This window comes from Roseixanthobacter psychrophilus, assembly GCF_043195195.1.
GTDB lineage: Bacteria > Pseudomonadota > Alphaproteobacteria > Rhizobiales > Xanthobacteraceae > NCEH01.
Window position 1 is genome coordinate 134,699 of sequence record NZ_JBAFWT010000001.1, and the last position, 23,641, is coordinate 158,339.

23 protein-coding genes are annotated in these 23,641 nt (G+C 66.4%); 8 read left to right on the forward strand and 15 right to left on the reverse strand.

Features of this window, described 5'->3' with window-relative positions:
- Window positions 1–62 precede the first annotated feature (62 nt).
- The 7 genes from fabD to gmk all read left to right on the forward strand — a co-directional run bounded on the left by fabD (window position 63) and on the right by gmk (window position 6,993).
- The gene (fabD, locus tag V5F77_RS00580) at window positions 63–1,019 is read left to right on the forward strand and encodes an ACP S-malonyltransferase (RefSeq protein ID WP_429003368.1); all 957 of its coding nucleotides are present in this window, start codon (window positions 63–65) and stop codon (window positions 1,017–1,019) included.
- A gap of 43 nt (window positions 1,020–1,062) precedes the next feature.
- Window positions 1,063–1,800, forward strand: a complete 738-nt coding sequence (gene fabG / locus V5F77_RS00585) for a 3-oxoacyl-[acyl-carrier-protein] reductase (RefSeq protein ID WP_429003369.1) — start codon at window positions 1,063–1,065, stop codon at window positions 1,798–1,800.
- Between the two features lie 261 nt (window positions 1,801–2,061).
- Window positions 2,062–2,298 carry an acyl carrier protein gene (locus tag V5F77_RS00590; RefSeq protein WP_029003376.1) on the forward strand — a complete coding sequence of 79 codons (237 nt, stop codon included), beginning with the start codon at window positions 2,062–2,064 and terminating at the stop codon, window positions 2,296–2,298.
- Window positions 2,299–2,384: 86 nt separating this feature from the next.
- Window positions 2,385–3,647, forward strand: coding sequence for a beta-ketoacyl-ACP synthase II (gene fabF, locus V5F77_RS00595; RefSeq protein ID WP_429003370.1), 1,263 nt, complete (start codon window positions 2,385–2,387; stop codon window positions 3,645–3,647).
- Between the two features lie 216 nt (window positions 3,648–3,863).
- A complete protein-coding gene (gene mltG / locus V5F77_RS00600) occupies window positions 3,864–5,348 on the forward strand; it encodes an endolytic transglycosylase MltG (RefSeq protein WP_429003371.1) in 1,485 nt (494 codons plus the stop codon).
- Between the two features lie 36 nt (window positions 5,349–5,384).
- A complete protein-coding gene (locus V5F77_RS00605; RefSeq protein WP_429003372.1) occupies window positions 5,385–6,305 on the forward strand; it encodes a YicC/YloC family endoribonuclease in 921 nt (306 codons plus the stop codon).
- A 13-nt stretch (window positions 6,306–6,318) separates the two neighbouring features.
- Window positions 6,319–6,993, forward strand: coding sequence for a guanylate kinase (gene gmk, locus V5F77_RS00610; protein ID WP_429003373.1), 675 nt, complete (start codon window positions 6,319–6,321; stop codon window positions 6,991–6,993).
- Window positions 6,994–7,010: 17 nt separating this feature from the next.
- Here the strand turns inward: gmk and rsmA are convergent, their stop codons facing one another.
- The 9 genes from rsmA to V5F77_RS00655 all read right to left on the reverse strand — a co-directional run bounded on the left by rsmA (window position 7,011) and on the right by V5F77_RS00655 (window position 17,531).
- Window positions 7,011–7,862, reverse strand: a complete 852-nt coding sequence (gene rsmA / locus V5F77_RS00615) for a 16S rRNA (adenine(1518)-N(6)/adenine(1519)-N(6))-dimethyltransferase RsmA (RefSeq protein ID WP_429003374.1) — start codon at window positions 7,860–7,862, stop codon at window positions 7,011–7,013.
- Entirely contained in the window at window positions 7,859–8,869 is a 1,011-nt protein-coding gene (gene pdxA, locus V5F77_RS00620) for a 4-hydroxythreonine-4-phosphate dehydrogenase PdxA (protein ID WP_429003375.1), read from the reverse strand. The genes rsmA and pdxA overlap by 4 nt, the downstream gene beginning before the upstream one ends.
- A complete protein-coding gene (locus tag V5F77_RS00625; protein WP_429003376.1) occupies window positions 8,869–9,774 on the reverse strand; it encodes a peptidylprolyl isomerase in 906 nt (301 codons plus the stop codon). Before V5F77_RS00625 ends, pdxA begins: the two co-directional genes overlap by 1 nt.
- A 143-nt stretch (window positions 9,775–9,917) precedes the next feature.
- Window positions 9,918–12,185: an LPS-assembly protein LptD gene (locus V5F77_RS00630; protein WP_429003671.1), complete on the reverse strand. Its 2,268-nt coding sequence runs from the start codon at window positions 12,183–12,185 to the stop codon at window positions 9,918–9,920.
- Window positions 12,186–12,385: 200 nt separating this feature from the next.
- Window positions 12,386–13,477 carry an LPS export ABC transporter permease LptG gene (lptG, locus tag V5F77_RS00635; RefSeq protein ID WP_429003377.1) on the reverse strand — a complete coding sequence of 364 codons (1,092 nt, stop codon included), beginning with the start codon at window positions 13,475–13,477 and terminating at the stop codon, window positions 12,386–12,388.
- A 3-nt stretch (window positions 13,478–13,480) separates the two neighbouring features.
- Entirely contained in the window at window positions 13,481–14,641 is a 1,161-nt protein-coding gene (gene lptF, locus V5F77_RS00640) for an LPS export ABC transporter permease LptF (protein WP_429003378.1), read from the reverse strand.
- Window positions 14,642–14,774: 133 nt separating this feature from the next.
- The gene (gene mepA / locus V5F77_RS00645) at window positions 14,775–15,674 is read right to left on the reverse strand and encodes a penicillin-insensitive murein endopeptidase (protein WP_429003379.1); all 900 of its coding nucleotides are present in this window, start codon (window positions 15,672–15,674) and stop codon (window positions 14,775–14,777) included.
- Entirely contained in the window at window positions 15,674–16,651 is a 978-nt protein-coding gene (locus V5F77_RS00650; protein WP_429003380.1) for a L,D-transpeptidase, read from the reverse strand. Before V5F77_RS00650 ends, mepA begins: the two co-directional genes overlap by 1 nt.
- A 106-nt stretch (window positions 16,652–16,757) precedes the next feature.
- On the reverse strand, window positions 16,758–17,531 hold the full coding sequence (locus tag V5F77_RS00655; RefSeq protein WP_429003672.1) for an SDR family oxidoreductase: 774 nt from the start codon (window positions 17,529–17,531) through the stop codon (window positions 16,758–16,760).
- Window positions 17,532–17,655: 124 nt separating this feature from the next.
- Here V5F77_RS00655 and V5F77_RS00660 point away from each other — a divergent pair, with 124 nt between their 5' ends.
- The gene (locus V5F77_RS00660) at window positions 17,656–18,114 is read left to right on the forward strand and encodes a winged helix-turn-helix transcriptional regulator (RefSeq protein ID WP_429003381.1); all 459 of its coding nucleotides are present in this window, start codon (window positions 17,656–17,658) and stop codon (window positions 18,112–18,114) included.
- Here the strand turns inward: V5F77_RS00660 and der are convergent.
- From der to panB, 6 genes are all read right to left on the reverse strand, one after another.
- Window positions 18,102–19,463 carry a ribosome biogenesis GTPase Der gene (der, locus tag V5F77_RS00665; protein WP_429003382.1) on the reverse strand — a complete coding sequence of 454 codons (1,362 nt, stop codon included), beginning with the start codon at window positions 19,461–19,463 and terminating at the stop codon, window positions 18,102–18,104. The genes V5F77_RS00660 and der overlap by 13 nt on opposite strands.
- Before the next feature lie 34 nt (window positions 19,464–19,497).
- Window positions 19,498–19,761: a hypothetical protein gene (locus V5F77_RS00670; RefSeq protein ID WP_429003383.1), complete on the reverse strand. Its 264-nt coding sequence runs from the start codon at window positions 19,759–19,761 to the stop codon at window positions 19,498–19,500.
- Between the two features lie 11 nt (window positions 19,762–19,772).
- Window positions 19,773–20,567 carry a tetratricopeptide repeat protein gene (locus V5F77_RS00675; protein ID WP_429003384.1) on the reverse strand — a complete coding sequence of 265 codons (795 nt, stop codon included), beginning with the start codon at window positions 20,565–20,567 and terminating at the stop codon, window positions 19,773–19,775.
- 119 nt (window positions 20,568–20,686) lie between these two features.
- Entirely contained in the window at window positions 20,687–21,838 is a 1,152-nt protein-coding gene (locus V5F77_RS00680; RefSeq protein WP_429003673.1) for a benzoate/H(+) symporter BenE family transporter, read from the reverse strand.
- A 67-nt stretch (window positions 21,839–21,905) separates the two neighbouring features.
- Window positions 21,906–22,745: a class D beta-lactamase gene (gene blaOXA, locus V5F77_RS00685; protein ID WP_429003385.1), complete on the reverse strand. Its 840-nt coding sequence runs from the start codon at window positions 22,743–22,745 to the stop codon at window positions 21,906–21,908.
- On the reverse strand, window positions 22,742–23,572 hold the full coding sequence (gene panB / locus V5F77_RS00690; protein ID WP_429003386.1) for a 3-methyl-2-oxobutanoate hydroxymethyltransferase: 831 nt from the start codon (window positions 23,570–23,572) through the stop codon (window positions 22,742–22,744). The genes blaOXA and panB overlap by 4 nt, the downstream gene beginning before the upstream one ends.
- Window positions 23,573–23,641: the final 69 nt, after the last annotated feature.

Below are 23,641 nucleotides of genomic sequence, written 5' to 3' on the forward strand. Positions count from 1 at the left end.
GCTTGACTCCCCCTGCATCCGGGTGTCTCTCCCCTCCCCAAAATTGAACGGAGGGAAACCCCTTGACCACAGCCTTCATTTTTCCCGGCCAAGGTAGCCAAGCCGTCGGCATGGGTAAGGCGCTCGCGGAAAATTTCCCGGTCGCAAAGGCCGTGTTCGACGAGGTGGACGGCGCGCTGGGCGAAGCCCTCTCCCGCACCATCTGGGATGGCCCGATCGAGGATCTCACCCTCACCGCCAACGCCCAGCCCGCCTTGATGGCGGTCTCGCTCGCCGCCATGCGGGTGCTGGAAGCGGAAGCCGGACTGGATCTCGGCCGCGATGCCGCTTTCGTCGCGGGCCATTCGCTGGGTGAATATTCCGCCCTCGCCGCCGCCGGTGCCCTCTCCATCTCCGACGCTGCTCGGCTGCTGCGCATTCGCGGACGTGCCATGCAGGAGGCCGTGCCTGTTGGCCAGGGCGCCATGGCGGCGATCCTCGGGCTTGATTTTGAGCAGGCCCGCGCGGTTGCGGAGGAAGCCGCCGGGGCGGACGTGTGCGAGGCCGCCAACGACAATGCCAACGGCCAGGTGGTGCTTTCGGGCAGCACCGCAGCGGTCGAGCGGGCAATGGAGATCGCCAAGGCCAAGGGCGCCTCGCGCGCGATCCTGCTGCCGGTCTCCGCGCCGTTCCATTGCCGCCTGATGCAGCCCGCAGCCGAGGCCATGCAGACCGCATTGGCTGCGAGCACGGTGAAGGCGCCGGTGGTACCGCTGATCTCCAACGTACGTGCCGCTCCGGTCAGCGATCCCCATGATATCGTCACTTTGTTGGTACAGCAGGTGACCGGCACGGTGCGTTGGCGGGAGAGCGTCCTGTTCATGGCTGGCGCGGGTGTCACGGCAACGGTGGAAGTGGGTGCGGGCAAGGTTCTGTCCGGCCTGTCGCGCCGGATCGCCAAGGAAATTTCCGCATCCGCCGTCGGCACACCGGAAGACGTGGCAGCCTTCATCGCCGCCCGCCGAACCGCGGCCGCCTGAGGCGCAACGCGCTGTTTTCCCTTCTTTTGCGTCAGGAGCCTTCATGTTCGATCTCAACGGCAAGACTGCCCTTGTAACCGGCGCCACGGGCGGCATCGGCGGCGCCATCGCCAAGGCGCTCCACGCGCAGGGGGCGACCGTTGCCATCTCCGGCACGCGCCGCGAGGTCCTCGAGGCCTTCGCCGCGGAGCTTGGGGAGCGCGTCCACGTGCTGCCGTGCAATCTCGGCGTGACGGAAGAAGTCGAAAAGCTGATCCCGAGCGCCGAAGCGGCGCTCGGCCAGTTGGACATTCTGGTCAACAACGCCGGCATTACCCGTGACAACATCTTCATGCGTCTCAAGGACGAGGACTGGGATCAGGTGATCGCGGTGAATCTCACCGCCACCTTCCGCCTGTCCCGCGCGGCGGTCCGCTCCATGATGCGCCGCCGCGCGGGCCGCATCATCTCCATCACCTCGGTGGTGGGCGTGACCGGCAATGCCGGCCAGGGCAATTATGCCGCGGCGAAGGCCGGCATGATCGGCATGTCCAAGTCTCTGGCCCAGGAAGTGGCGAGCCGTGGCGTGACGGTGAATTGCGTTGCCCCCGGCTTCATCGCCACCGCGATGACCGACGTGCTGAACGAAAAGCAGCGCGAGGGAATCCTCAAGGCGGTGCCGGCAGCCCGGCTCGGATCGCCCGACGACATTGCCAGCGCTTGCGTTTACCTTGCCTCCGACGAGGCCGGCTATGTCACGGGGCAGACACTGCACGTGAATGGCGGCATGGCCATGATCTGAGCGGGACGCATACGGAATCGGACCGCGCAGCGGGCTTTGCTGGCATAGGCGCAGGAAGTATGATACCGACCCGCACCATCCTGTCCCGGCCTTGGAAATTCAGCTCCAGACCGGGATAAATGCTGAGTCCCGGTGCGTCTTTGGTATGCAAGACCCGCCGGGAATGAGCATGGGGGCTGGGCACGGCGGAAGAAAGGCATTATGCCCTCTCACAGCCGCCGTCTGGCATAGAGATAATTTTCAGATAATGAGGGTGCATCGATGAGTGACATCGCCGAGCGGGTGAAGAAGATCGTCGCGGAGCATCTGGGCGTGGAGCCCGAGAAGGTCACGGAAAACGCCAGCTTCATCGACGACCTCGGCGCCGACAGCCTCGACACCGTCGAGCTCGTCATGGCCTTCGAGGAAGCTTTCAACACCGAGATCCCGGACGACGCGGCCGAGACCATCTTGACGGTCGGCGACGCAATCAAGTTCCTGGAGAAGAACGCGGCCTGAGCCGTGTCAGCGACGGCGACGGTCGCACCCGTTATGGATCCATCCAGGATGGCGGCCGTCGCGTTCCTAGTTCCGGAGTTCCCCTCATGAGACGTGTTGTCGTCACCGGCCTCGGCATGGTGACGCCGCTCGGCTGCGGCGTCGAGCCGACCTGGCGGCGACTGATTGCGGGCCAGAGCGGCGCAAAGTACGTTGAACGTTTCGACGTGCATGACCTTGCTTGCAAAATTGCCTGCATGATTCCGCGCGGCGATGGCACCGATGGTACCTTCAATCCCGACGATTGGATGGAGCCCAAGGAGCAGCGCAAGGTCGACGAATTCATCGTCTTCGCCATGGCCGCGGCCCAGCAAGCGCTGGACGATGCCGGCTGGCATCCGACCTCCTACGAGGATCAGATCGTCTCGGGCGTCCTGATCGGTTCGGGAATCGGCGGCATCGAGGGCATCTCGGAAGCCGCCCACATCCTGAAGGAGCGCGGCCCGCGCCGCATCTCGCCCTTCTTCATTCCCGGCCGCCTGATCAATCTCGCCGGTGGCTATGTCTCCATCGCCCACGGGCTGAAGGGGCCGAACCATGCGGTCGTCACCGCCTGCTCCACCGGCGCCCACGCCATCGGCGATGCGGGGCGGCTGATCGCGCTCGGCGATGCCGACGTGATGGTGGCTGGCGGCACCGAATCGACCGTGAACCGGCTCTCGCTCGCCGGCTTCGCCGCCTGCAAGGCGCTCTGCACCAGCTTCAACGACGCGCCGGAAAAGGGCTCGCGCCCCTATGACCGGGACCGCGACGGCTTCGTCATGGGCGAGGGCGCCGGCATCGTCGTGCTTGAAGAATATGAGCACGCCAAGGCCCGTGGCGCGAAGATTTATGCCGAATTGATCGGCTACGGCCTGTCGGGCGACGCGTTCCACATCACCGCTCCCTCGCCGGACGGCGACGGCGCGTTCCGGTGCATGACCGCCGCCCTGAAGCGCGCGGGCATTCCGGCGTCGGAGTTGGACTATATCAACGCCCATGGCACCTCCACCATGGCCGACGAGATCGAACTCGGCGCGGTGCAGCGGCTGCTGGGAAATACGGCGGCGAAAACCTCCATGTCCTCCACCAAATCCTCCATCGGGCATCTGCTCGGCGCGGCGGGGGCGGTGGAAGCCATCTTCTCGGTGCTCGCGATCCGCGACCAGATCGCCCCGGCAACGCTGAATCTCGACAATCCCTCGATCGATACCCCCATCGACCTTGTCCCGCACACGGCGCGGCCACGGGAAATCAACACGGTGCTGTCTAATTCCTTCGGGTTCGGCGGTACCAATGCCTCGGTGGTGTTCCGCCGCGCCGAGGCCTGACCAACCGATTTTTGCGGCCCGTTCACCGTGCGGGCCGTGAAATTCGGCTGCTTCTATCGGCAATACGTCTTATCGCCATATTTGCCGTTAGCCTGCGCCCCATCGGTCTTGCCCCGGAACAGGTACCATGTACCTGTCGGTGGCTGACCTTCCGGTCCGGGCCGCGCGGTGCGCGAACATCCCTCGGGCGCAGCTAACGCGATGGGAGACCCCTGAATGGCGACGTCCGAGCCTCCGGCGCACGATGGCCCCCGGCAAGAGCCGCTGCTGGGCACGCCGCCGATTGCGGCGGGCGAGAGCCGCTCCTCCGCGCCCGACCACGAGCCGAGCCACTCCGCGGCGCCCGAGCCCCGGATCGGCACCGATTCCCCCGCAGGCACGCCGCAAGCCGCCCCAGATGTGAAGGTGCCCGAGAGCCGGATGGTCGAAGACACCCCTACACCCTCGCCGGCTGAACAGGCTCCGCCCCCGGCAACAAAGGCTAAGCCTGAGAAGCCGCCGCGTGAGACGCGCGGCCAGGCCAAGGCCAGGAAGCGTGCGGAGCAGCTCGCCCGCGACCCGCACGCGGCCGCCAAAGCCGCGGCCAAGAAACGGCCCTCCCGCGGCGCCCGGCATCCCGCGGTCGTGATCGGCAGCGCCATCTTCACCATCCTTCTGTTCGTCACCGTCGGCGGCGGCCTTGTCGCTTGGTATGGTCAGCTGAAGTACGCCGCCCCCGGCCCGCTTGCGGCGGAAAAGAATGTGTTGATTCCCCGCGGGCAGGGCGCGCGCGACATTGCCGAATTACTTGAGCGGCAAGGCGTCATCGACAATTGGCTGCTGTTCATGGTGGCGCAGCAACTCGCCCACCGCGGCCAGCCACTCCAGGCGGGCGAATATATCTTCAAGCCCCACGTCCCCTTGGAAGCCGTGCTCGACGCAATGGCGGAAGGGCGGGTGGTCCAGCATCAGATCACCATTCCCGAGGGCCTGACCACCCAGCAGATCGTCGAGCGGCTGACGAACAGCGAGTTGCTCACCGGCACCCCGCGCATGCCGCTCGAAGGCACGCTGCTCCCCGAGACCTACCGGGTCGTGCGCGGCATGAGCCGCGACGAAGTGCTCAAGCGCATGGCCGCCGACCAGCAGAAGCTGGTGCGCGACCTGTGGGCCAGCCGCTCCCCGGACCTGCCGCTGCGCACGCCGCAGGACATGGTCATTCTCGCCTCCATCGTCGAGAAGGAGACCGGCAAGCCGGACGAGCGCTCAAAGGTTGCCGCCGTGTTCATCAATCGCCTCAATCGCAAGATGCGGCTGCAGTCGGACCCGACCATCATCTACGGCATCGTCGGCGGCAAGGGCGTGCTCGGGCGTCCCATCACCCGCGCCGATATCGTCAATCCCACGCCCTACAACACCTATGCCATCGACGGACTGCCGCCCGGCCCGATTGGCAATCCTGGCCGCGATTCCTTGGCAGCGGTGGCCAATCCGGCCAAGACCAAGGATCTTTATTTCGTCGCTGACGGCACCGGCGGGCACGTTTTTGCCGAGACGCTGGACCAGCACAATCGCAATGTCGCCCGCTGGCGCGAAATCGAGGCGGATGCCCGCACCAAGGCGCAGAACGCTGCGCCCACCAGCAACACCGGGGTTGGCACCGGCGATGCGCCGCCTGCGGTACCCTCGACCACGCCCCTGCCCCGCGCTCCCTCCAACTGACCCGGCCGGCAACGTGCCGGCTGAACGAGGCTCCTGATGTCGTCTGCCGGTCCCGTCCCCCCCGCGCGTGCGCCTCTGGCCAGCATGACCGGCTTTGCCCGTACTCAAGGCGTCACCGCTGGCTGGCGCTGGGCGTGGGAACTGCGCTCGGTGAATGCCAAGGGGCTGGATCTGCGGCTGCGGGTGCCGCCGGGATTCGAGGCGCTGGACGCCGCCGCTCGCACGGCTGCCTCCCAAGTGCTGGCGCGCGGCTCCGTCTCCGGCACGCTGACCCTGGCCCGCGAAGGGGAGAGCGTCGCGGTGGCGGTGAACCAGCCGGCCCTCGAAGCGCTCATCGTCGCGGCCCGCACGGCGTCGGAACGCTATTCCATCGCCCCGCCCACTCTGGACGCCTTATTGGGCGTGAAGGGCATCGTCGAAGTGGTTGAAGCAGAACTGACCCCGCAGGATCTGGAAGCCGTCGGCAAGGCCGCCCTCTCCGGCTTCGAGACCGGCCTCGCCGATCTGGTTCGCATGCGCCATGCCGAGGGTACCGCGCTGAAGAGCGTGCTGCAGGAGCGCCTCGATGCCATCGCGGCGCTGGTCGCCCAGGCAGAAGCGCGGCCGGAGCGCGGCGCCGACGCCATCAAGGCGCGCCTGCGCGAACAGGTCCGGGCGCTTTTGGAGACCGGCGCGCCGCTCGATGCCGAACGGCTCCACCAGGAAGCGGCGCTCCTTGCCACCAAGGCCGACATCCGCGAGGAACTGGATCGCCTGACCGCCCATCTGGCCGCCGCCCGCGCGTTGCTCGCCCAGGGCGGGCCGGTGGGGCGCCGGCTGGATTTCCTCTCCCAGGAATTCAACCGCGAGAGCAATACGCTCTGCTCCAAGTCCAATGCGGTGGCCCTTACCCAGATCGGGCTTGACCTGAAGCTGCTTGTGGATCAGTTCCGCGAGCAGATTCAGAATATAGAGTGAGGCCGAATCCGCCATGGACGCCCCGAGCGCCTCTCCCGCCCCGTCCGCCCGCGCGGGCCTGGCTCGCCGGGGCCTGATGCTGGTCCTGTCCTCACCATCGGGCGCAGGCAAGACCACGCTTTCGCGTCTTTTGCTGGCGCAGGACAGCCGCATCACCATGTCGGTCTCGGTCACCACCCGCAGGCCGCGCCCCGGCGAGGTGGAAGGCACCGACTATTATTTCACGGACGAGCAAGGGTTCCACCGCATGCGCGACACCGGCGCGCTGCTGGAGCACGCCACCGTATTCGGCAATCTCTACGGGACCCCCCGCAAGCCGGTGGAGGACGCACTCGCCCACGGCCGAGATGTTCTGTTCGACATTGACTGGCAGGGCACCCAGCAGTTGGAAGAGAGCGACGGCGCCAAGGACGACCTTGTGAAGGTTTTCATCCTACCGCCGTCTGCCGCCGCATTGGAGGAGCGCCTACGCGGGCGCGGGCAGGACACCGACGACGTCGTGCACCAGCGCATGGCCAAGGCGTCCGACGAGATCAGCCATTACGACGCATATGACTACATTCTCATCAACGAGGATGTTGAAAAGAGCCTCGACAAGCTCAAGGCGATTCTGCAGGCGGAGCGTCTGCGGCGCCGACGGCTGACCGGGCTCGCCCATTTCGTGAACACCCTGCGCGCCGGGCTCTGAGCGCGGGCACCGCAGAGTCAGGACGGCTGCCGCATCTGTTCCCAGCAATTGGCCAGGCGCACGAAACCCGCCACGTCGATCTCCTCGGCGCGCTGGGTTTCCTCGACGCCGGCAGCGGCCAGCAGCGCCAGGGCATCCACGCCGAGGGATTTCAGGCTCTGCCGCAGCATCTTGCGGCGCTGGCCGAAAGCGGCTTCCGTCACCTTCTCCAGCACCGAGAGCCGGCACGGCAGAGGTGCGGCGCGGGGCACCAGATGCACCACGGAAGACGTCACCTTGGGCGGCGGCACGAAGGCGGAGGGGGCGACATCGAACAGGATGCGCGCCTCGGTGCGCCAGCCCGCCAGCACAGCCAAACGGCCGTAGGCTTTCGAGCCCGGCTCGGCAACGATCCGCTCGGCCACTTCGCGCTGGAACATCAAGGTGAGGGAAGAGAACCAGGGCGGCCAGGGATCGGAGGACAGCCAGCCCACGAGCAGGACGGTGGCGATATTATAAGGCAGGTTCGCCACCACCCGCGCCGGCTGGCCTTCGAACAACGGGGCGGCTTCGACCTTCAGGGCATCGCCCTCGATCACCCGCAGGCGGCCGGGATAGGCCTCAGCGACCTCCGTCAGTGCCTCGATGCAGCGATGGTCCCGCTCCACGGCCACCACGTTCGCCCCGAGGGCAAGCAGGGCGCGCGTCAGGCCGCCGGGCCCTGGGCCGACCTCCAGCACGTTCGCGCCCTCCAGCGGGCCGGAGCCACGTGCGATGCGGGACGTGAGGTTGAGATCGAGCAGAAAGTTCTGACCCAGCGATTTCTGGGCGGAAAGCCCGTGGCGCCGAATCACGTCACGCAGCGGCGGTAAGTCGTCGATGGCGCTCACGCGGCCCGTCCCGGCTCGGTGAGCCGCCAGGCGAGGCGCAACGCCGCCAGCAGGCTGGTGGGATTGGCGCGGCCCGTTCCGGCAAGATCGAACGCCGTTCCATGGTCTGGCGAGGTGCGCACGAACGGCAGCCCGAGGGTCACATTCACCCCGTCATGGAACGCCAGGGTTTTGGCAGGGATCAGCACCTGATCGTGATACATGCCGATCACCACGTCATAGCCTGCGCGCGCCTCTTCATGGAACAGCGTATCGGCCGGGCGCGGCCCGCGGGCGTCGATCCCCTCGGCGCGCAGCGCGGCGACGGCCGGGCGCACCACGTCTTCGTCCTCGCGGCCGAGCGTGCCGTCCTCGCCCGCGTGGGGATTCAGCCCGGCGAAGGCGATGCGCGGGGCGGCAAGGCCAAAGCGCATGCGCATGTCCCGATCGACGATGCGGCCGGTCTCCATCAGCAGATCGTGTGTCACCCGCGCCGGCACCTGGGCGAGGGGAATATGGATCGTCGCCGGCACCACGGCGAGCAGCGGCGACCAGATCATCATGACCGGGCGCGGCGTTGTTCCGTCTGCCGCGGCGCAGCGGGCCGCGAGATATTCTGTATGGCCGGGAAAGGGGAAGCCGGCGGCATAGACGACCGATTTCGCCAGCGGCGCCGTGACCAGCGCGCGTGCGGCCCCCGATTGAACGAGATCCACCGCGCGGTCGAGGCTTTCGATCACCGCCGCCGCGCTGGTCGAGTCGGGAATTCCGGGCAGTGCCGTGGCGCGGGGACCGGCGGGCACCACCGGCAGGGCAGTGCCGAAAAGCGGGAAAGCCTGCTCCGGCGTGGCGATGACAACCGGCACCTCAAGGCCAAGGCGGCGTGCGCGATCTTCCAGCAGGGCGGGATCACCGACCGCGAAGAACGGCGGGCAATCCTTCTGGTGACGCAGCATCCACACCGCCAGCGTCAGGTCCGGCCCGATGCCGGCGGGCTCACCCAGGGTGAGCGCGAGTGCAGCAGACATCAGCGATAGACGATCAGGGAACTCTTCCGCAGTTCCTGCATCAGCCGCTTGGACTCAGACTGGAATTGGGCGGTGGCCAGTTGGTCTTTCACGTCCCGCTTGTTGGACGCTTCCCCGCGCACTTCGCGCTTGGCGCAAACGGCGAAGATTTCCACACCCGACTGGGTAACCTCAGGCGGCGCGAGTCGGCCGACCTCGGTCTTGTCGAGCAATTGCCGCAAGGCCGCCGGCATTTCCGAGGAGAGGCGCCGTACGGAAGGCCGCACGACCGTCTCCTTCATCCCCTTGACGATCTCGAGGCCGCTCTCGCAGCCGTTGAAGCGCGTGCGAAGGGAATTGGCCTCGGCCAGGCGGGCCGCATAGGCATTGCTGCCGCGCGCGACCACCAGAACGATCGGGGTCAGTGTAAATTCCGTCGCGATCATGGAGGCGTGGCCGCTCTGGTTGATGGCGGCGAGCACGTCCTGATCGCGCACGCTCACGCTTGGAGAGCGAGCCCGCACATATTGTTGCCAGACGTTATCAGCGCGCAGCTTGCTCTTGAACGCGCTCGGCTCCACTCCGCCCTGTTTCAGGCCTTCGGCGAGCTGGGCAGGGGTTCGGCCGGACCGGGAAGCGACGTTGGCGAACAACTCGTCGACCTCCTTCTCGTCAAGGTCGACCCCGAGCTTGATGCCCTGGGTGATCTTGATTCGGTCGTCGATCAATTCTTCGAGCGCTTCCTTGGATCCGACGCTCTTACGCTCCAGCAGCTGATGCAGCTTCTGGCGCTGTGCGACGTCGAACGAGGTGATCGGCGCGCCGTTCACCATCACGAGGATCTGCTGGGCCATGGCCACGCCGCTGGACACGCTCACTGCGACGGCAAGGCCAAGAAGGAAGAGAAAGCGGCGACAGGACTGCATCGATCAACCCGGAATGGCTCGGCGAGGGGGCGGGAGACGAATGCCTCCCTGCGCGCTTAACCCGCGCCCATCGGCTTGTAAATGCTTGTTACCCCCTCCTGTGGCGGTAATGGGGCATTGCGCATCGCAGCAAATCGGCAGCATCACTGCGTGGAACTGCTGAGCGCCGACTTGACCTTGGTCTCGCCGAGGGTCCGCAGGCCGATGGTCAACATGATCGTGTTGTTCGGCCCGCTCGTGGTCCCGTTGATCGAATAATCGGAGAGGTAGGTCAGCGCCAACGTGAAGCAGTCATCCGCGTAGGTGACGGCAGCCGTTGTCATGTCGATGCTCGCCTGGGCGATGTTGTAGCGGATGCCACCGCTGACCGACCACACGTCCGTCAGCTTGTAGCTGGCGGTGGTGTAGATGCCCTCGCGCTCCTGATAATAGCCGAGCAGCGGCTGCGGCTCGTAGCGCCCATAGGTGGCGGACACCGCCAGACGGTCGATGCTGGTACGGCCTTCCAGCTCCAGCCGCTCGAGGGTGTAATTGGCCTCGTCGAACCGGAAGCGGGAAATGAATTCCAGATTATTGGTCGGCGAGTAGCTGAACCGGGCGACATAGTCTGAGGTGCTGGTCTCAAGGCCCGATTCCAAGCCCGTGTTCGCCATGTCGCCATAGGCGAAGGAGTTCTTTCCGAACAGGCTGTAGGACTGGCCGACCACTGCCGAGATGATGCCGGCATCGTTCAGCGCGGCGGTATAGGTCACGCCCACATTGAGGCGGCTGCCGCCCTCGACCCGGTCCCAGCCGGAATATTTGTTGACCGAGAACAGGTTGGCATCGTCGAACACGAGGCTCTGCGCATCCTCGTTGGGGAATTTGCCGATGCTGGTCTCGTTGGGGCGGATGATGAGCTGCGCACGCGGCTCGATGGTCTGGGTGCCCCAGTTCTCCACCGAGATGAAGGGATAGCGATAGTCGAGGCCGATGACCGGCATGGCGCGGATCAGGTCATCATTGCCAGACTGAAGCACGTTCTGCCCGGCCAGGGTGGGGCCATCGGTATAGCTGCTGGGAAGCGCGCTGATATTGGTGTGAGCCACGTCCACACGGGCGCTGGCGAACGGCGTCCACATCTGGCCGGCGGCGTCGGTCAACGTCTTCTTCCAGTAGAACTCGCCGCTGAGCCGCTGGTAGTCGCCCGGCGCGCCGCGCAGCAGGCACTGGGTCGGGTTCGGATTGCTCAACACGCAGGACCCAGGGGGAATGCCAGTCGCGCCGGAGACATTGGATGTGGCCGCGGAGGTGCCGACGAAGTCGGCCTCGTTGCGCGAGACTGAATTGAAATTGACCTTGAAGCCCGCTTCCCCGCCGAGGATCGGTTTGCCGAAGATGTAGTTGTAATTGAACGTTCCGACCACCGGGATCAGATCCTGGTTGTCCGTCACGGACAAGCCAAGGAAATACATGCCCCGCACGTCGAAGAAGCTGCGGTCGCCCTGGCCGGTCAAATAGGCCTGGGACACCTTCTCCGTCAGCGCGGCGCTGACCAGGCCGTAATCGCGCAGGAACGCGCGGTCAGATGTGAGCGTGCCGTCCCAGCCCCATTGCCAGTTCTGGTTGATCACGAAGTTGCCGGAACTTTCGATCATGCCGCGGTTTTCGCGATAACCCGGCAGGCCGACGAACTGGGAGATGTCCTGCTGCTGAATACCGGCGGCGCGGATGTTGTAGGAGCCGTCGATCAGGCGCTGGCGCCACTCGCCCTTGGCTAGGAGGCCTTGCTTGGTGAAGTACATCGGATCGAAGGTGATGTCGCGGTCGGGCGCGATGTTCCAGAAGAACGGCACGCCTGCGCCCACGCCGAGCAAACTGTTGTTGTAGAACTCCGGCATGAGGAAGCCGGTCTTGCGCTTCACCGTCGGATCGGGCGAGGAAAAATACGGGAAATAGGCGAACGGCAGCCCGAAAAACTCGAGCGTCGCGTCCTTGTAATAGATCATCTGCTCATTCTGATTGTGAATGATGCGAGCGGCCTTGATCTGCCACAGGACTGGCTTTTCCGGATGGTCCTTGCACGGTTCGCAGGCCGTGTAGACACCGTTCTGGAACACCGTGATGTTGCCGTCCGTCCGATCGGCGCGCGTCGCCGCGAAATGAGTCTTGTCCGGGGTGTCGACCCGCAGCGATTCGAGGAAGCCGTCGCGGAAGTCCTCGGTGAGCTGCATGGTGTTGGCGGTCAGCACCTTGCCGTCGGGCTGCTTCAGCAGCACGTCGCCCTCGGCGCGCAGCGTGTTCGCCTTGCGGTCGAACGTCACGCGCTTCGCCTCCAGGGTGGAGCCGTCGTAGTAAATCTGAACGTTGCCGACCGCCGAGATCTTGTCGTGCTCATAATCGTAGACGAGCTCGTCGGCGGTCACGAGCATCTTCTTGGTCGGATCAACCTTAGGCATCTTGGTATTGGCAAAGCTTGCGGTTTGCGCGACGGCCCGCGCCGACGGCAGCACGACGACACCGAGCGCAATGCACAATAGGCCGACGGCAAAAGCCCAGCCGCCCCCGCTGCGACGCGAAAAACGTCGGCGGGCCGCAGTCCCATGGCCTTCGGCGGGGTGAAACCCGACCGTCATCCGTCCTCCCGGTGCAACAATACGAGAATCCCCAGGAATATCCCCGCTACCGCTGGAAACCACGCAGCAGCAACGGGATGCACCACGCCCGCCTCACCTAAATCCTCGGCAAGCTTGGTCCCCAGATAAAGCAGAAACCCCGCCACGACGCCACCGAGAATCGTCTGACCGACTCCCCCGAAGCGAAACACGCGCAGGCCGACCACCGCGGCAATAAGCACCATGGCCACGAGCAGAAATGGCCGCGCCAAAAGACTCTGCAGCTGCAGCCGGTAGCGGCTGGCGCCAAAGCCTTGCTGCTCTGCACTCTCGATCGCCGCGGGCAGTTGCCAAAAAGACACGGTATCGGGTGAGATCAGGCTTTCCTGGACCTGTGAGGGGTCCAGATTTGTGGCAACAAGGTAAACGGAATACGTCTCCTGCTCGAACCCCGGAATCAGCACCCGGACCTCGCTGAGACGCCAAAATCCGTCCTCCAGGAGAGCCGTGCGCGCCTCGATGCGCTGCGTCAGCCGGTCATGGCGATCGAACTCGAATATGGTGACGCCCAACAGTTCGCGTCCGCCTTGCTGCGAGGACCCGGCCTGGATGATTGCCTGCCCGTCGATGCTCTGCTGGCGCACCCAGAACCCCGCCTTGCCCTGTGCCATCAGGCCGGCGGTGGTATTGAAGATCTCCCCTTCCATCCGATTCGCCCGTTCCTTGAACTCGGCGGAAACCGGATTGAACAAGGTGGTCGAGGCGACCCCGATCAGGAACGCCACCAGCACCGCAGGGAAGATGAACTGCCACGCCGAAAGGCCGATGGCCCTTGCAACCACAAGCTCGAGCTTGCGCGAGAGGGTCACGAAGGTGGCGATGGCGCCGAACAGCACCGCGAACGGCAGCAATTGCTCGGTAAAGGCCGGCGCACGATAGAGCGTCAGCAAACCGACAACGAGCGGGGTCACCTCGTCCCGATCCGCGGTGCGGCGGGTCATCTCGAGGAAATCCACGAGCATGATCAGTGCGACGCACGAGAAAAAGATCATCGCAACCGACGAAAAGAACCGCCGGGCGAAATAGAGGCCGAGGGTTTTCCCGATCATTGCTCAGGTCGCCGAGAGCCGCGAGACGCGCAGCGCGATCGCGTCGATGAAGCGGGTGATGAATCTCGGCGCGATGAATTTCAGCCGCCCGTCGAGCGCCAGCGCGCACAGGAGGATTGAAACCAGGGGCAGCAGATAGGCGATCGGCACCGCTGCTTCCGAAGTCCGCAATTGACCGGTGACAACGAAGTTCGCGATCTGCAGCGCCACCATGATCGGGATGATCGCAGTCAGGGCCAGAGCCCGGCCCTGCCTCGTGGTACGCGGACGCGCGAGGGCCGCGGCGGCGACCGCGAAGAAAGCGAAGGGATAGAGCCCGGAGGACAGACGCTTGTGCACTTCCTCGCGGAACCGGCCGCCCTGCCCGAGGACGCGGTACACGTCGTTATCGGGGGGGTGGAGCACATAGTCGAACGAGCGCTCGTTCGGGCGGATATCCACCGTCTGCGACCCCGGCGCGAGCTCCGAGAGACCGAACGCATAGCGCTGAAACGCCACGACAGACCCGTTGCTGGTGGAGCCGGAAGTCCGCCGATGGATGGAGCCGTCTTCGAGCACCAGGAAAATACCGTTCGGAGTTTCAACGATCTGCCCACGATCCGCGAGATAGGTGGATATTTCCTTTTCGCGGGCGTCGTTGATGAAAACGCCGTGCATCACCCCACTGGCAGAACGCTCCCGCACATGGAAGACAAGCCCCTGCGCGAGGTTCACGAACCGGCCGGGCTGGGCGACGAAGGACACCACGTCGGCGCGCACCCGCGAGACCTGGTCGCGGAACATCCGCAGGCTTGCCGGCACCAGATCGATGGAAAGGGCGGCGCAGAACAGCGATACCAGCGTTGCCAGCAGGATGAGCGAGCGCAGCACGCGCCAATGGCTCATGCCCGCCGCCGCCATCACCACGATCTCGGAATCACCGTTGAGCTTCAGGAGCGTGTAGGCGGTGGCGATGAACAGCGCGGCCGGCGCGATCACCAGGATCAGGGTCGGAACGGACAGGCTGGTGATCGCGAAGAACGCCAGGATGGTCTGGCCCTGGCTTGTCACGAGATCCAGCTGGCGCAACGCCTGGGTCGACCAGATCATGGCCGTCAGAACGATCGTCACCCCGAGGAAGGCGACCGCCGCAGTCTGGAAAATATAACGATCGAGACGGCCCATACATCCTCGTCAGACGCGTGTCGCCGCCCCGCCACGCTTCACTTTGGAACCGCTCCTGGATAGCGACTTCCACGCTGCGGTGCAAATGAGGCGCGTCTTGGGCGTTGCCGCACGGGCCGCCTTCGGCGTGACGTTAGGGAGCGCCAAGAACCGCCGCGCAGGCAGGGGGAAGATCGGCCAGCACCAGCGGCGGAGCGGGTTTCGGCGGCACTTTGGGCGGTTTGGGATGCAGGACCTCGTCGGTGAACCACCAAGCCAGATCCGTGCCGCATCCATCGCCCTGGGGCGGCGCCTCCTGGGGCCTACAATCGGGGCTGTCCGCTGGACAGCTCAAGCGCACATGCATGTGATAATCGTGCCCCCAATAGGGACGCACCTTGGCCATCCAGGCCCGGTCGCCGCGCGCATCGCGGCACAGAGCCTTCTTGATGGCGGCATTCACGAAGATTCGCTCGACCCGGGGATCGAGCGCCGCGGCGCGGATGACGGCAATGTGGTCCGGGGTCCATACCTTGGGATCAACGTCCAGCCGGTCGGGGCGCACCATCATCGTGGCTGAAAGGGTTTCGCGCTGCTCGCGTGTCAATTCCCGGCCCGGGCTCGGGGTCAGCCAGATGTCCGCGTCGAGGCCGATCTGGTGGGAGGCATGGCCGGTGCGCATGGGGCCGCCGCGCGGCTGGGCCATGTCGCCGATCAGGATCCCGTGCCAGTTGGAGACTTGCGGCACCGCGGCCGCGAATCGCTCGACGAAGGCAACCAGATCGGGATGCCCCCAGTTGCGATTGCGCGACAATCGCATGGCTTGCCACGTCGGCCCATTCACCGGCAGCGCCTGACCACCGGCGAGGCACCCTTTGGAATAGAAGCCGAGGGAGCGCGCGGCGAGCGGCGCAGGCGTTGTCGCTGCGCCAAAGAATTCGCGAGCCGGCACGGCGGCAGGCTCCTGCGCCCGCGCGGGAACGGCGGCGGCGGGGACCAGGACGGCACCAAGCGCCAAGCCTGCGGCGAGCATCAGGCCCCGCGCGCAACTCATCAGACCATGCCCTTGGGGGTCAGAATCACGAAATCCTTGTCGGTGCGCGTACCCGGATGGGCAGCAAGATCCGTGACCAGCAAAGTCGCACCGGGCGTCAGCATGGCGCTGAGATCCTGGTTGATGGCGGGATCGACGACGATACGCGAGAGCGCTTCCTGGGCAAGGCCGGGCCGGCCTCCACTGCCTTCATAGCTCACGGCACTCCAGCGCGGCGAGCGCCCTGCGCCGTCCGCCGTAAGCAGATATACGACGTTGCCCAAGGGCTTGGAGGGATCCTGGACGGTGATCGCCCCTTCCAGCACCACCACGCCGCCGCGCAGGACAATGAGCTTGCGGTCGGCGCCGCTGGCGACGAGCGACACCGGCTCCCCGGCCGCGGTCACCAGGATCGGCTTGGCGTCGGCGTCGAACATCTTGTCCACGTCGGACGGCAGGATCAGGCCGGGATCGAGGATGTCCGCCGGGCCGCTGTGGCTGTCGGCGATGATTACGGGGGTTCCCACCTGCGTGACGGAGAACAGCAGCTTGGCGAAGGCGAGCGGCAAGTGCACGCAGCCGTGGGACGAGGGATAGCCCGGCAGCCCGCCGGCGTGGAGCGCAACTCCAGACCAAGTGAGCCGCTCCGAATAAGGCATGGCGGCGTCGTTATAGAGCGAGGAATGATGGTCCACATCCTTGTTCAGGATCGTGAACACCCCGGTCGGGGTGTCGTGGCCGTCACGCCCGGTCGAAACCGTGGAAACCCCGATCCGCACCCCGTTGCGATAGACGAAGCAACGCTGCTCCGGCAGCGAGACCACGATCGCCACCAGCCCCTGCGGCGCCCGATCAGGATACCAGCCATAGGCGCCGGGCTTAAGGTCGCGGATCGCGACCTCATCCGGGTCGTCGGCCGCGTTCACTGGAAACAGGGGCGTGGACATCAGCCCGACACCGGCCGCGCAGAGGGCGCGCAACGCCGCCCTCCGGTTCATCGTCATCCCCACACCCATCGCGCAAATCCCGGTCGTCGGTTTTCGCTGGGATAGTAGGCGAGGCAAGTTCACCGTCCGTTAAGCGCGCTGCCGCGCCGACGGCGGCTCAGCCGCGATAGATGGGCGCGCCGGATGGGGCGCCGGTGGTGCCGCCGTCCACCACGATCTCGGCGGCGGTGACGTTTGAGGCATCGTCCGAGGCGAGGAACAGGACCGTCTTCGCCACTTCCTCGGCCTCGCCGATCCGGCCGAGCGGGATGCCGCGGGCAAGGGCCGCATCGAGCGCCGCGCGCGCATCCTCGGTCGGAGCATACGGCGTCCAGATGGGGGTGCGCACCGCGCCCGGGACCACCACGTTCACACGGACCCCGCGCGGGGCCAGTTCGGACGCGAGCACGCGAGACATGGCCCGCACGCCCGCCTTGGCCGCAGCATATGCCGACCAGTTGGACCCGCCGAGAACCGCTAGGACCGAGCCGTTGAGCACCACCGAGCCCCCCTTGGCCAAGAACGGCTCGGCGGCCTGCACGGTGAAGAACACACTCGTCAGGTCGATGCGAATGATCTGCTCGAACGCCTCGACGGTGGTCTGGCCGAGCGGAGTCACGCCGCCGATCCCGGCATTGGCGAATACGATATCCAGTCCGCCGAAAGCCTCGGCGGCCTGCTTCACGGCCGCCGCGGTGGCGGCGAAATCCCCCACGTCGGCCTGCAGCGCCAACAGGTTCGGCCCAAGCTCGGAGGCCGCGGCGTCAAGGGTTTCGCGATTGCGGCCGGTGATCGCCACCTTCGCCCCCTCGGCGATGAAAAGGCGCGCGGTGGCCAGGCCGATGCCGCTGTTTCCGCCCGTAATGAATGCCCTTTTGCCGGCGAGACGCATTGTGATCTCCATAATTGGTTTCATATTGAAACTGATGGACGTCTAGCCGATCTAGTTTTATCATGCAATCATATTAAATGATGATCATCCTGAAAAAACGCATCCGAGGAGCCGGAGAAAGGCGATGAAACGCACCCGCATGGACGAAGCAGATTGCCCCATCGCCCGCACGCTCGACGTGGTAGGGGATTGGTGGTCGCTGCTGATCGTGCGCGACGCATTCCTGGGCCGGCGCCGGTTCGGAGAATTCCAGAAGAGCCTGGATATCGCCCGCAACATGCTCTCCGCGCGCCTCAAAGCGCTGGTGGCCGAGGGCATATTGCAGAGCGTGCCGGCCGCCGATGGCAGCGCCTTCAATGACTATGAGCTGACCGAAAAAGGCCGCGACCTGTTTCCGATCATCGTGGCGCTCCGCCAATGGGGGGAAAAACATCAATACGCGCCGGGCGAGGCGTTTCCGCCCCTGGTCGACACGGCCTACGGCCGACCGCTCGCCCCGCTGGAGGTGCGCGACGCCGAGGGGCACGTCCTCTCGGCGCAGCAGACGCGGCTGATCCTGCCGGCGGTGCCTCAGGGGGCGTAGGGATTGGCCTTTTCCCGCAATGTGATGCGGATCGGCACGCCGGGCAGGCTGAAGGCTTCGCGCAGGCTGTTGGAGAGATAGCGCAGATAGCTTTCGGGCACCGCATCGGTGCGCGAGCAGAAGATGACGAAGCTCGGCGGGCGGGCCTTGGCCTGCGTCATATAGCGGATCTTCAGCCGCTTGCCCGAAACCGCCGGCGGCGGATGGGTGTCGGTGGCCTGTTGCAGGAAGCGGTTGAGCGGGTTGGTGGGAATGCGGATGTTCCATACCCGGTAGGTTTCCGCGATCGCCTCCACCAACCGGTCCAGGCCACGCCCGGTCAGCCCCGAGATCGGGATGATCGGTACGCCCTTGATCTGGGGCAGCAGATGATCGGCCTCTTCCCGCAGCCGGCTCATGAGGCCGGTGTCGGGCACGAGATCGGATTTGTTGAAGCCGATCACCACGCCCCTGCCCTCGCGCTCCACGAGATCCGCGATGCGCAGGTCCTGCTCCTCGAACGGGCGGGTGGCGTCGATCAGCACCACCACCACTTCGGCGAATTTCATGGCCCGCAGGGCGTCGGCGGCGGAGAGCTTCTCCAGCTTGTCGTCGATGCGCGCGCGCTTGCGCAGGCCGGCGGTGTCGAACACATCCAGCCGACGGCCGCGCCAATTCACTTCCACCGAAATGGAATCGCGCGTGATGCCGGCTTCCGGGCCGGTCAGCAGGCGGTCCTCGCCCAGCAGGCGGTTGATGAGGGTGGACTTGCCGGCATTGGGACGCCCCAGCACCGCCACCTTGATGGGCCGCTTGGCGCGTTCCTCGTCGGTTTCCTCGTGGTCGTCCTCAACCTCTTCCGGCTTCATGGTGTGCGCGGGAAGCGCGTCGCAGATGGCGTCGTAAAGATCCGAGAGGCCCTCGCCGTGCTCGGCGGAGAGCGGGATCGGCGTGCCGAGGCCGAGCGCATAGGCCTCCATGGAGCCAGCCTCGCCGGCCTTCCCCTCGCTCTTGTTGGCGACGAGGATGGTCGGCTTGCCGGATTTGCGCACCAGCGCGGCGAACGCGCGGTCGGTCGGGGTCAGGCCTGAACGGGCATCCACCATGAACAAAAGCGCGTCGGCATCGCCGATGGCGGCCTCCGTCTGCGCCCGCATGCGGCCTTCCAGGCTCGCCGGGTCGGCCTCCTCCAGCCCCGCGGTATCGACGATGCGGAACGAGAGGTCGCCGAGACGCGCGTCGCCCTCGCGGCGGTCGCGGGTCACGCCGGGGCGGTCGTCCACCAGCGCGAGCTTCTTGCCCACGAGACGATTGAACAGGGTCGACTTGCCCACGTTGGGCCGGCCGACGATGGCGAGGGTAAAGGACATGTTTTTTTAAGCTCGGCGCACGCGCGCCCTAGAGTCAGTTGCTGCCCGGCGCGGCCGCGGAGGCATTTGGCTTGGCGGCCGAGATTGCGTCAAGCGACACGTTGGAATTGGATGGCTGATCCAGCGGCGCGGACTGGGTCACCCCGGGCACGCCGTTCGGAAATACCGGCTGGCGGCTCCCGGCGAGCGGGGTCTTGCGCTCCTGGAACGGGTTGATCTTATCGAAATCAAAGCTCTCGCAGCCGGTGAGGCCCAGAAGAAGAGAGCCGGCGATCAGCAGGCGCAGCGTCCGGTGCATGGGGAAGCTCCTCATTTCGTGGTGCTTGCGCCGTCCGCCGGGCCGGAAGCGGCTGCGGGCGGTGCGGCGGGCGCCGGTTCGGAAGCGGCAGGCGCGGCCGGCGCCGGAGCGGTCTTTGCGGCCGCTGCCGCGGCGGCAGCCTCCGAAGCGGGCGCCGGCACGGCGGCCGTGGCGGTGAGGGTGCGGATCAGGTCCATGCGGTTGCGCACCCCGAGCGGCACTTCCGGATCGTCGATCGCCTGCTGAGCGGTCTTGTTCGCCGCCGCGAGGTCCCCGGCCTTGTACTGAGCGAGCGCCAGCAATTCGCGCGCCGAATGGCGCAGGCCGCCGGTGCCGTCGGCGAGCGGCTGGAGCTGGGCCTTGATCTCGTCGAGCGGCGCGGTATCGACCATCAGGAGCGAAGCGCGCACGCTCGCAAGGTCGCGCAGGACCGGGGGCAGCGTGCCGTCATTGGCCAGCGCCATGAAGGCGGCGACCGCGGCCGGCTTGTCCTTGGTCCCCAGTTCGCCGGCGGCGCGGAAGCGCGCCAGCGTGCGATAGCCCGCAGTTCCATCCTTGGCGAGCGCATCGAAGGCGGCCTGCGCCTCGGCGGTCTTGCCCTCGTCCGCAAGGGTCGCGGCCGCCTCGTAGCGGGCGCCGGCGACCTGCGCCTTCTGCAGGCTGTAATAGCGATAGGCACTGTAGGCGCCGGCGGCGGCAATGATCGCGACCACCAGGAGGATGAAATAGATGCCGAAGCGGTCCCAGATCCGGCGCAGCCGGTCGCGCCGCAGGTCATCTTCGATCTCGTGGAAAATATCGGTCATGAAAGGTCCGCAACAGGCACGCGCCGAGAGTGCCCGGACAAAGCCCAGGCTGAGGGCGCGTAAACTAGCCATGCGGCTGCATCGTGGCAAACCTTTCCGGGCGCCCCGCTGCAGGACCGCTAAAGTTTTGCCCGCACATGATCCAGAAACAGCAGGAGCAACCCCGCCAGCAGCCCCCACACCGGCGCCCCGAGCCCGAAGGCGGATACGCCCGACACCGTCGTGGTGAAGGTGGCCACTGCCGCCAGCCTCCCCTTCTCCTCAGCCAGCGCAGCCGTGAGCGCACCAGTGAGCGGGGACAGCAGCGCAAGCCCGGCAATGGTGGCGATCAGCGCTGGCGGGAGGGCCGCGAACACCGCCACCATCGTCGCGCCCAGCCCCGCAAGGATCACATAGAACAGAGCGTAGAATGGGCCGGTAAGAAACCGCTTCGAGGGATCGGGATGGGCGTCCTTCCCCGTGCAGATTGCCGCCGTGATGGCCGACAGCGTCACCGAATGGGAGCCGACCGGCGCCAGAATCAGCGAGGCCAGCCCCGTTGTGGCGAGGATCGACCCGGTCGGCGGCTGGTAGCCCGACGCCCGCAGCACCGCGAATCCAGGCAGATTTTGCGCCGCCATGCTCACCAGGAACAAGGGCAGGCCGAGGCCGAGCATCACCGCCGGGTCGAAGATTGGCATGACGAAAGTCAGTTGCGGCGTTTCCCACCCGCCGGCCAACGGCGCGTTGAGCCCAAAAACGAAAACGCCGGCGGTTCCGGCGGCCAGCACCGCGAGCACCGCCCAGCTCGGCGAGAACAGCCGCACCAGGAAAAACAGCGCCAGCAACGGCAGCACCAAAGCGGGGCTTGAGGTGGCGTGATCGGCAACCGCCATCACGAACCGCGCCAGCACACCCGCCAGCATCGCCGCCGCGACGCTCACCGGAATGCGCGCCACGAGGCGCCCGAGCGGGCGGATGGCGGCGCACAGCATCACCAGAACCGCCGCCAGCAGGAAGGCCCCGACCGCCGCCTGCATGCCGACGCCGACGCCAAAGCCTGCGATCAGCGCCGCTCCGGGGGTGGACCATGCGGTCACGATGGGCATGCGATGGTACAAGCTGAGATAGAGGGTGGTGCCGGCGGCGCCGAGGCACACGGCGGCGACCCAGGAGGCGGTCTGCGCCGGGCTCGCTCCAACGGCGCCAGCGGCCGCGATCACCAGCGGCACCGTGCCGCCGAACCCCACCAATGCCGCAACAAGGGCCGCGACCACCACGGACATGCGCAGCGCCGGCCCTGCTTGCCCTATCCCTGCGGGCCCGCCGGGCGTGTCGGAAGATGCATCCACGGTCGGCTCAACGATCTTGCGCCGCGAGCACGGGCTCCAGCGCCATCAGCGCTTGGCGCCGCGCCCGCAGGCCGAGCGGTTCGTCCACCGCGAAATCGAGCGAGAGGAAGCGGGCGAAGACGAAGGTCTTCTTGCCCTTCTCGGCCCAGCCGACGAACCAGCCGAACGGGCGGGTGCGATCCAGCGTGCCATCGTTGAGCTGAAGGAAGCCGGAACCGGTCTTGCCGTAAAGGGCATAGCCCGCCGGTTCCTCGGGCGCGCGCAGCAGGGCGGCGGTCTTGTCCACGGCATCGGCGCTGACGGGGAGTTCGCCCTTCAGCATCTTGCGCAGAAAATCCACCTGCTCGCGCGGGGAAATCTGGAGCGATGAGGACAGCCACGCCCGGATCAGCCCGTTCTCCTTGCCGGGATCACCGGAGAGGTTCTCGTTGCCATAGACGAAGGCCTTCACGTAGCCGGCGAATTTTTCCGCGCCGAGCTTGCGGGTCAGCACCTGCGAGTACCAGACGACGGAATTCTTCATCCAGGCCTGCGGCGTCTGGGGCCCGGCCCAGGTTTCCTTCTGCGCCCCCTCGCCCTGCGCTAGCCCCGGCTCGGTGGTGAAAACCGGCGCTGTCGCGCTCTGCAGGATGCCGCTGTCATAACCCATCAGCGCGAGCGCGATCTTGAAGGTGGAGGCGGGGGAATGCCGGCTCGCGCACAGCCCCTGCTTCGCCGCCACCTGAGCGCTCCTCAGCTCGGTCACGAGCAGGCAATCCTCGGCCGCCTGCGCCGGGGCCGCGGCGAAGGCAGCAAGCATCAGGCCCGCAGCCAGGAAACAGGTGCGCCGACCCCCAGCCCCCTTCATGACGCCTTCGGCGCCTTGGGCGCATAGGTGTGCTCGGGACCAGGGAAGGTGCGTGCACGCACCTCGTCAGCATAATTGGCCACCGCCTGTTCGATGGCAGGCCCCAGCTCGGCATATTTCTTCACGAACTTCGGCACCCGCTGGCCAAGGCCGAGCATGTCCTCGAGCACCAGGATCTGGCCGTCGCAAGCCGGGCTGCCGCCGATGCCGATCGTGGGGGTGGAAATTTCCTGCGTGATGCGGCGGGCCACCGGCTCGGCCATGGCCTCCAGCACGATGGCGAAGGCGCCGGCCTCCGACACGGCATGCGCGTCCTCCACGATGGAGGCCGCTTCCGCATCGTCGCGGCCGCGCGCTTTGAACGAGCCGAGCGTGTTGATGGCCTGCGGGGTCAGGCCCACATGGCCCATCACCGGCACGCCGCGATCCACCAGGAAGCGCACGGTCTCGGCCATGCGCACGCCGCCTTCCAGCTTCACCGCCCCGGCGCCGGTTTCCTTGAGCACGCGGGCGGCGGTGTGGAAGGCCTCCACCGGGCTCGCCTCATAGCTGCCGAACGGCAGGTCCACCACGATCAGGGCCCGCTTGGTGCCGCGCACGACCGCGCGCCCGTGCACGATCATCATCTCCACCGTGACCGGCACGGTGGTTTCCAGCCCGTGCATCACCATGCCCAGGCTGTCGCCGACCAGGATCAGGTCCACGTGGCGATCCAGCAGCTGAGCGGTATGCGCATGGTAGGAAGTCAGGCTGACGATGGGGTCCCCGCCCTTGCGCGCGAAGATTTCCGGCGCGGTGACGCGCTTGGCGTCGGCTTGGATGGACATGACGCGTTCCTCGATATGTTTTTGCTTGAAGCCTGGGTGGACGGGAACCCGGCGCGCGGCCCCGCCCGA

Coding starts and splice junctions, on each gene's coding strand:
- lptF (WP_429003378.1), bottom strand. CDS start 14,641: ATGGGCCGTCTCGATCGTTATATTTTCCAGACTGCGGCGGTCGCCTTC.
- V5F77_RS00650 (WP_429003380.1), bottom strand. CDS start 16,651: ATGAACCGGAGGGCGGCGTTGCGCGCCCTCTGCGCGGCCGGTGTCGGG.
- mltG (WP_429003371.1), top strand. CDS start 3,864: ATGGCGACGTCCGAGCCTCCGGCGCACGATGGCCCCCGGCAAGAGCCG.
- lptG (WP_429003377.1), bottom strand. CDS start 13,477: ATGATCGGGAAAACCCTCGGCCTCTATTTCGCCCGGCGGTTCTTTTCG.
- blaOXA (WP_429003385.1), bottom strand. CDS start 22,745: ATGAAGGGGGCTGGGGGTCGGCGCACCTGTTTCCTGGCTGCGGGCCTG.
- V5F77_RS00670 (WP_429003383.1), bottom strand. CDS start 19,761: ATGCACCGGACGCTGCGCCTGCTGATCGCCGGCTCTCTTCTTCTGGGC.
- mepA (WP_429003379.1), bottom strand. CDS start 15,674: ATGAGTTGCGCGCGGGGCCTGATGCTCGCCGCAGGCTTGGCGCTTGGT.
- V5F77_RS00660 (WP_429003381.1), top strand. CDS start 17,656: ATGAAACGCACCCGCATGGACGAAGCAGATTGCCCCATCGCCCGCACG.
- gmk (WP_429003373.1), top strand. CDS start 6,319: ATGGACGCCCCGAGCGCCTCTCCCGCCCCGTCCGCCCGCGCGGGCCTG.
- V5F77_RS00625 (WP_429003376.1), bottom strand. CDS start 9,774: ATGCAGTCCTGTCGCCGCTTTCTCTTCCTTCTTGGCCTTGCCGTCGCA.
- panB (WP_429003386.1), bottom strand. CDS start 23,572: ATGTCCATCCAAGCCGACGCCAAGCGCGTCACCGCGCCGGAAATCTTC.
- V5F77_RS00675 (WP_429003384.1), bottom strand. CDS start 20,567: ATGACCGATATTTTCCACGAGATCGAAGATGACCTGCGGCGCGACCGG.
- V5F77_RS00655 (WP_429003672.1), bottom strand. CDS start 17,531: ATGCGTCTCGCCGGCAAAAGGGCATTCATTACGGGCGGAAACAGCGGC.
- der (WP_429003382.1), bottom strand. CDS start 19,463: ATGTCCTTTACCCTCGCCATCGTCGGCCGGCCCAACGTGGGCAAGTCG.
- fabG (WP_429003369.1), top strand. CDS start 1,063: ATGTTCGATCTCAACGGCAAGACTGCCCTTGTAACCGGCGCCACGGGC.
- V5F77_RS00605 (WP_429003372.1), top strand. CDS start 5,385: ATGTCGTCTGCCGGTCCCGTCCCCCCCGCGCGTGCGCCTCTGGCCAGC.
- fabF (WP_429003370.1), top strand. CDS start 2,385: ATGAGACGTGTTGTCGTCACCGGCCTCGGCATGGTGACGCCGCTCGGC.
- pdxA (WP_429003375.1), bottom strand. CDS start 8,869: ATGTCTGCTGCACTCGCGCTCACCCTGGGTGAGCCCGCCGGCATCGGG.
- V5F77_RS00630 (WP_429003671.1), bottom strand. CDS start 12,185: ATGCTCGTGACCGCCGACGAGCTCGTCTACGATTATGAGCACGACAAG.
- V5F77_RS00590 (WP_029003376.1), top strand. CDS start 2,062: ATGAGTGACATCGCCGAGCGGGTGAAGAAGATCGTCGCGGAGCATCTG.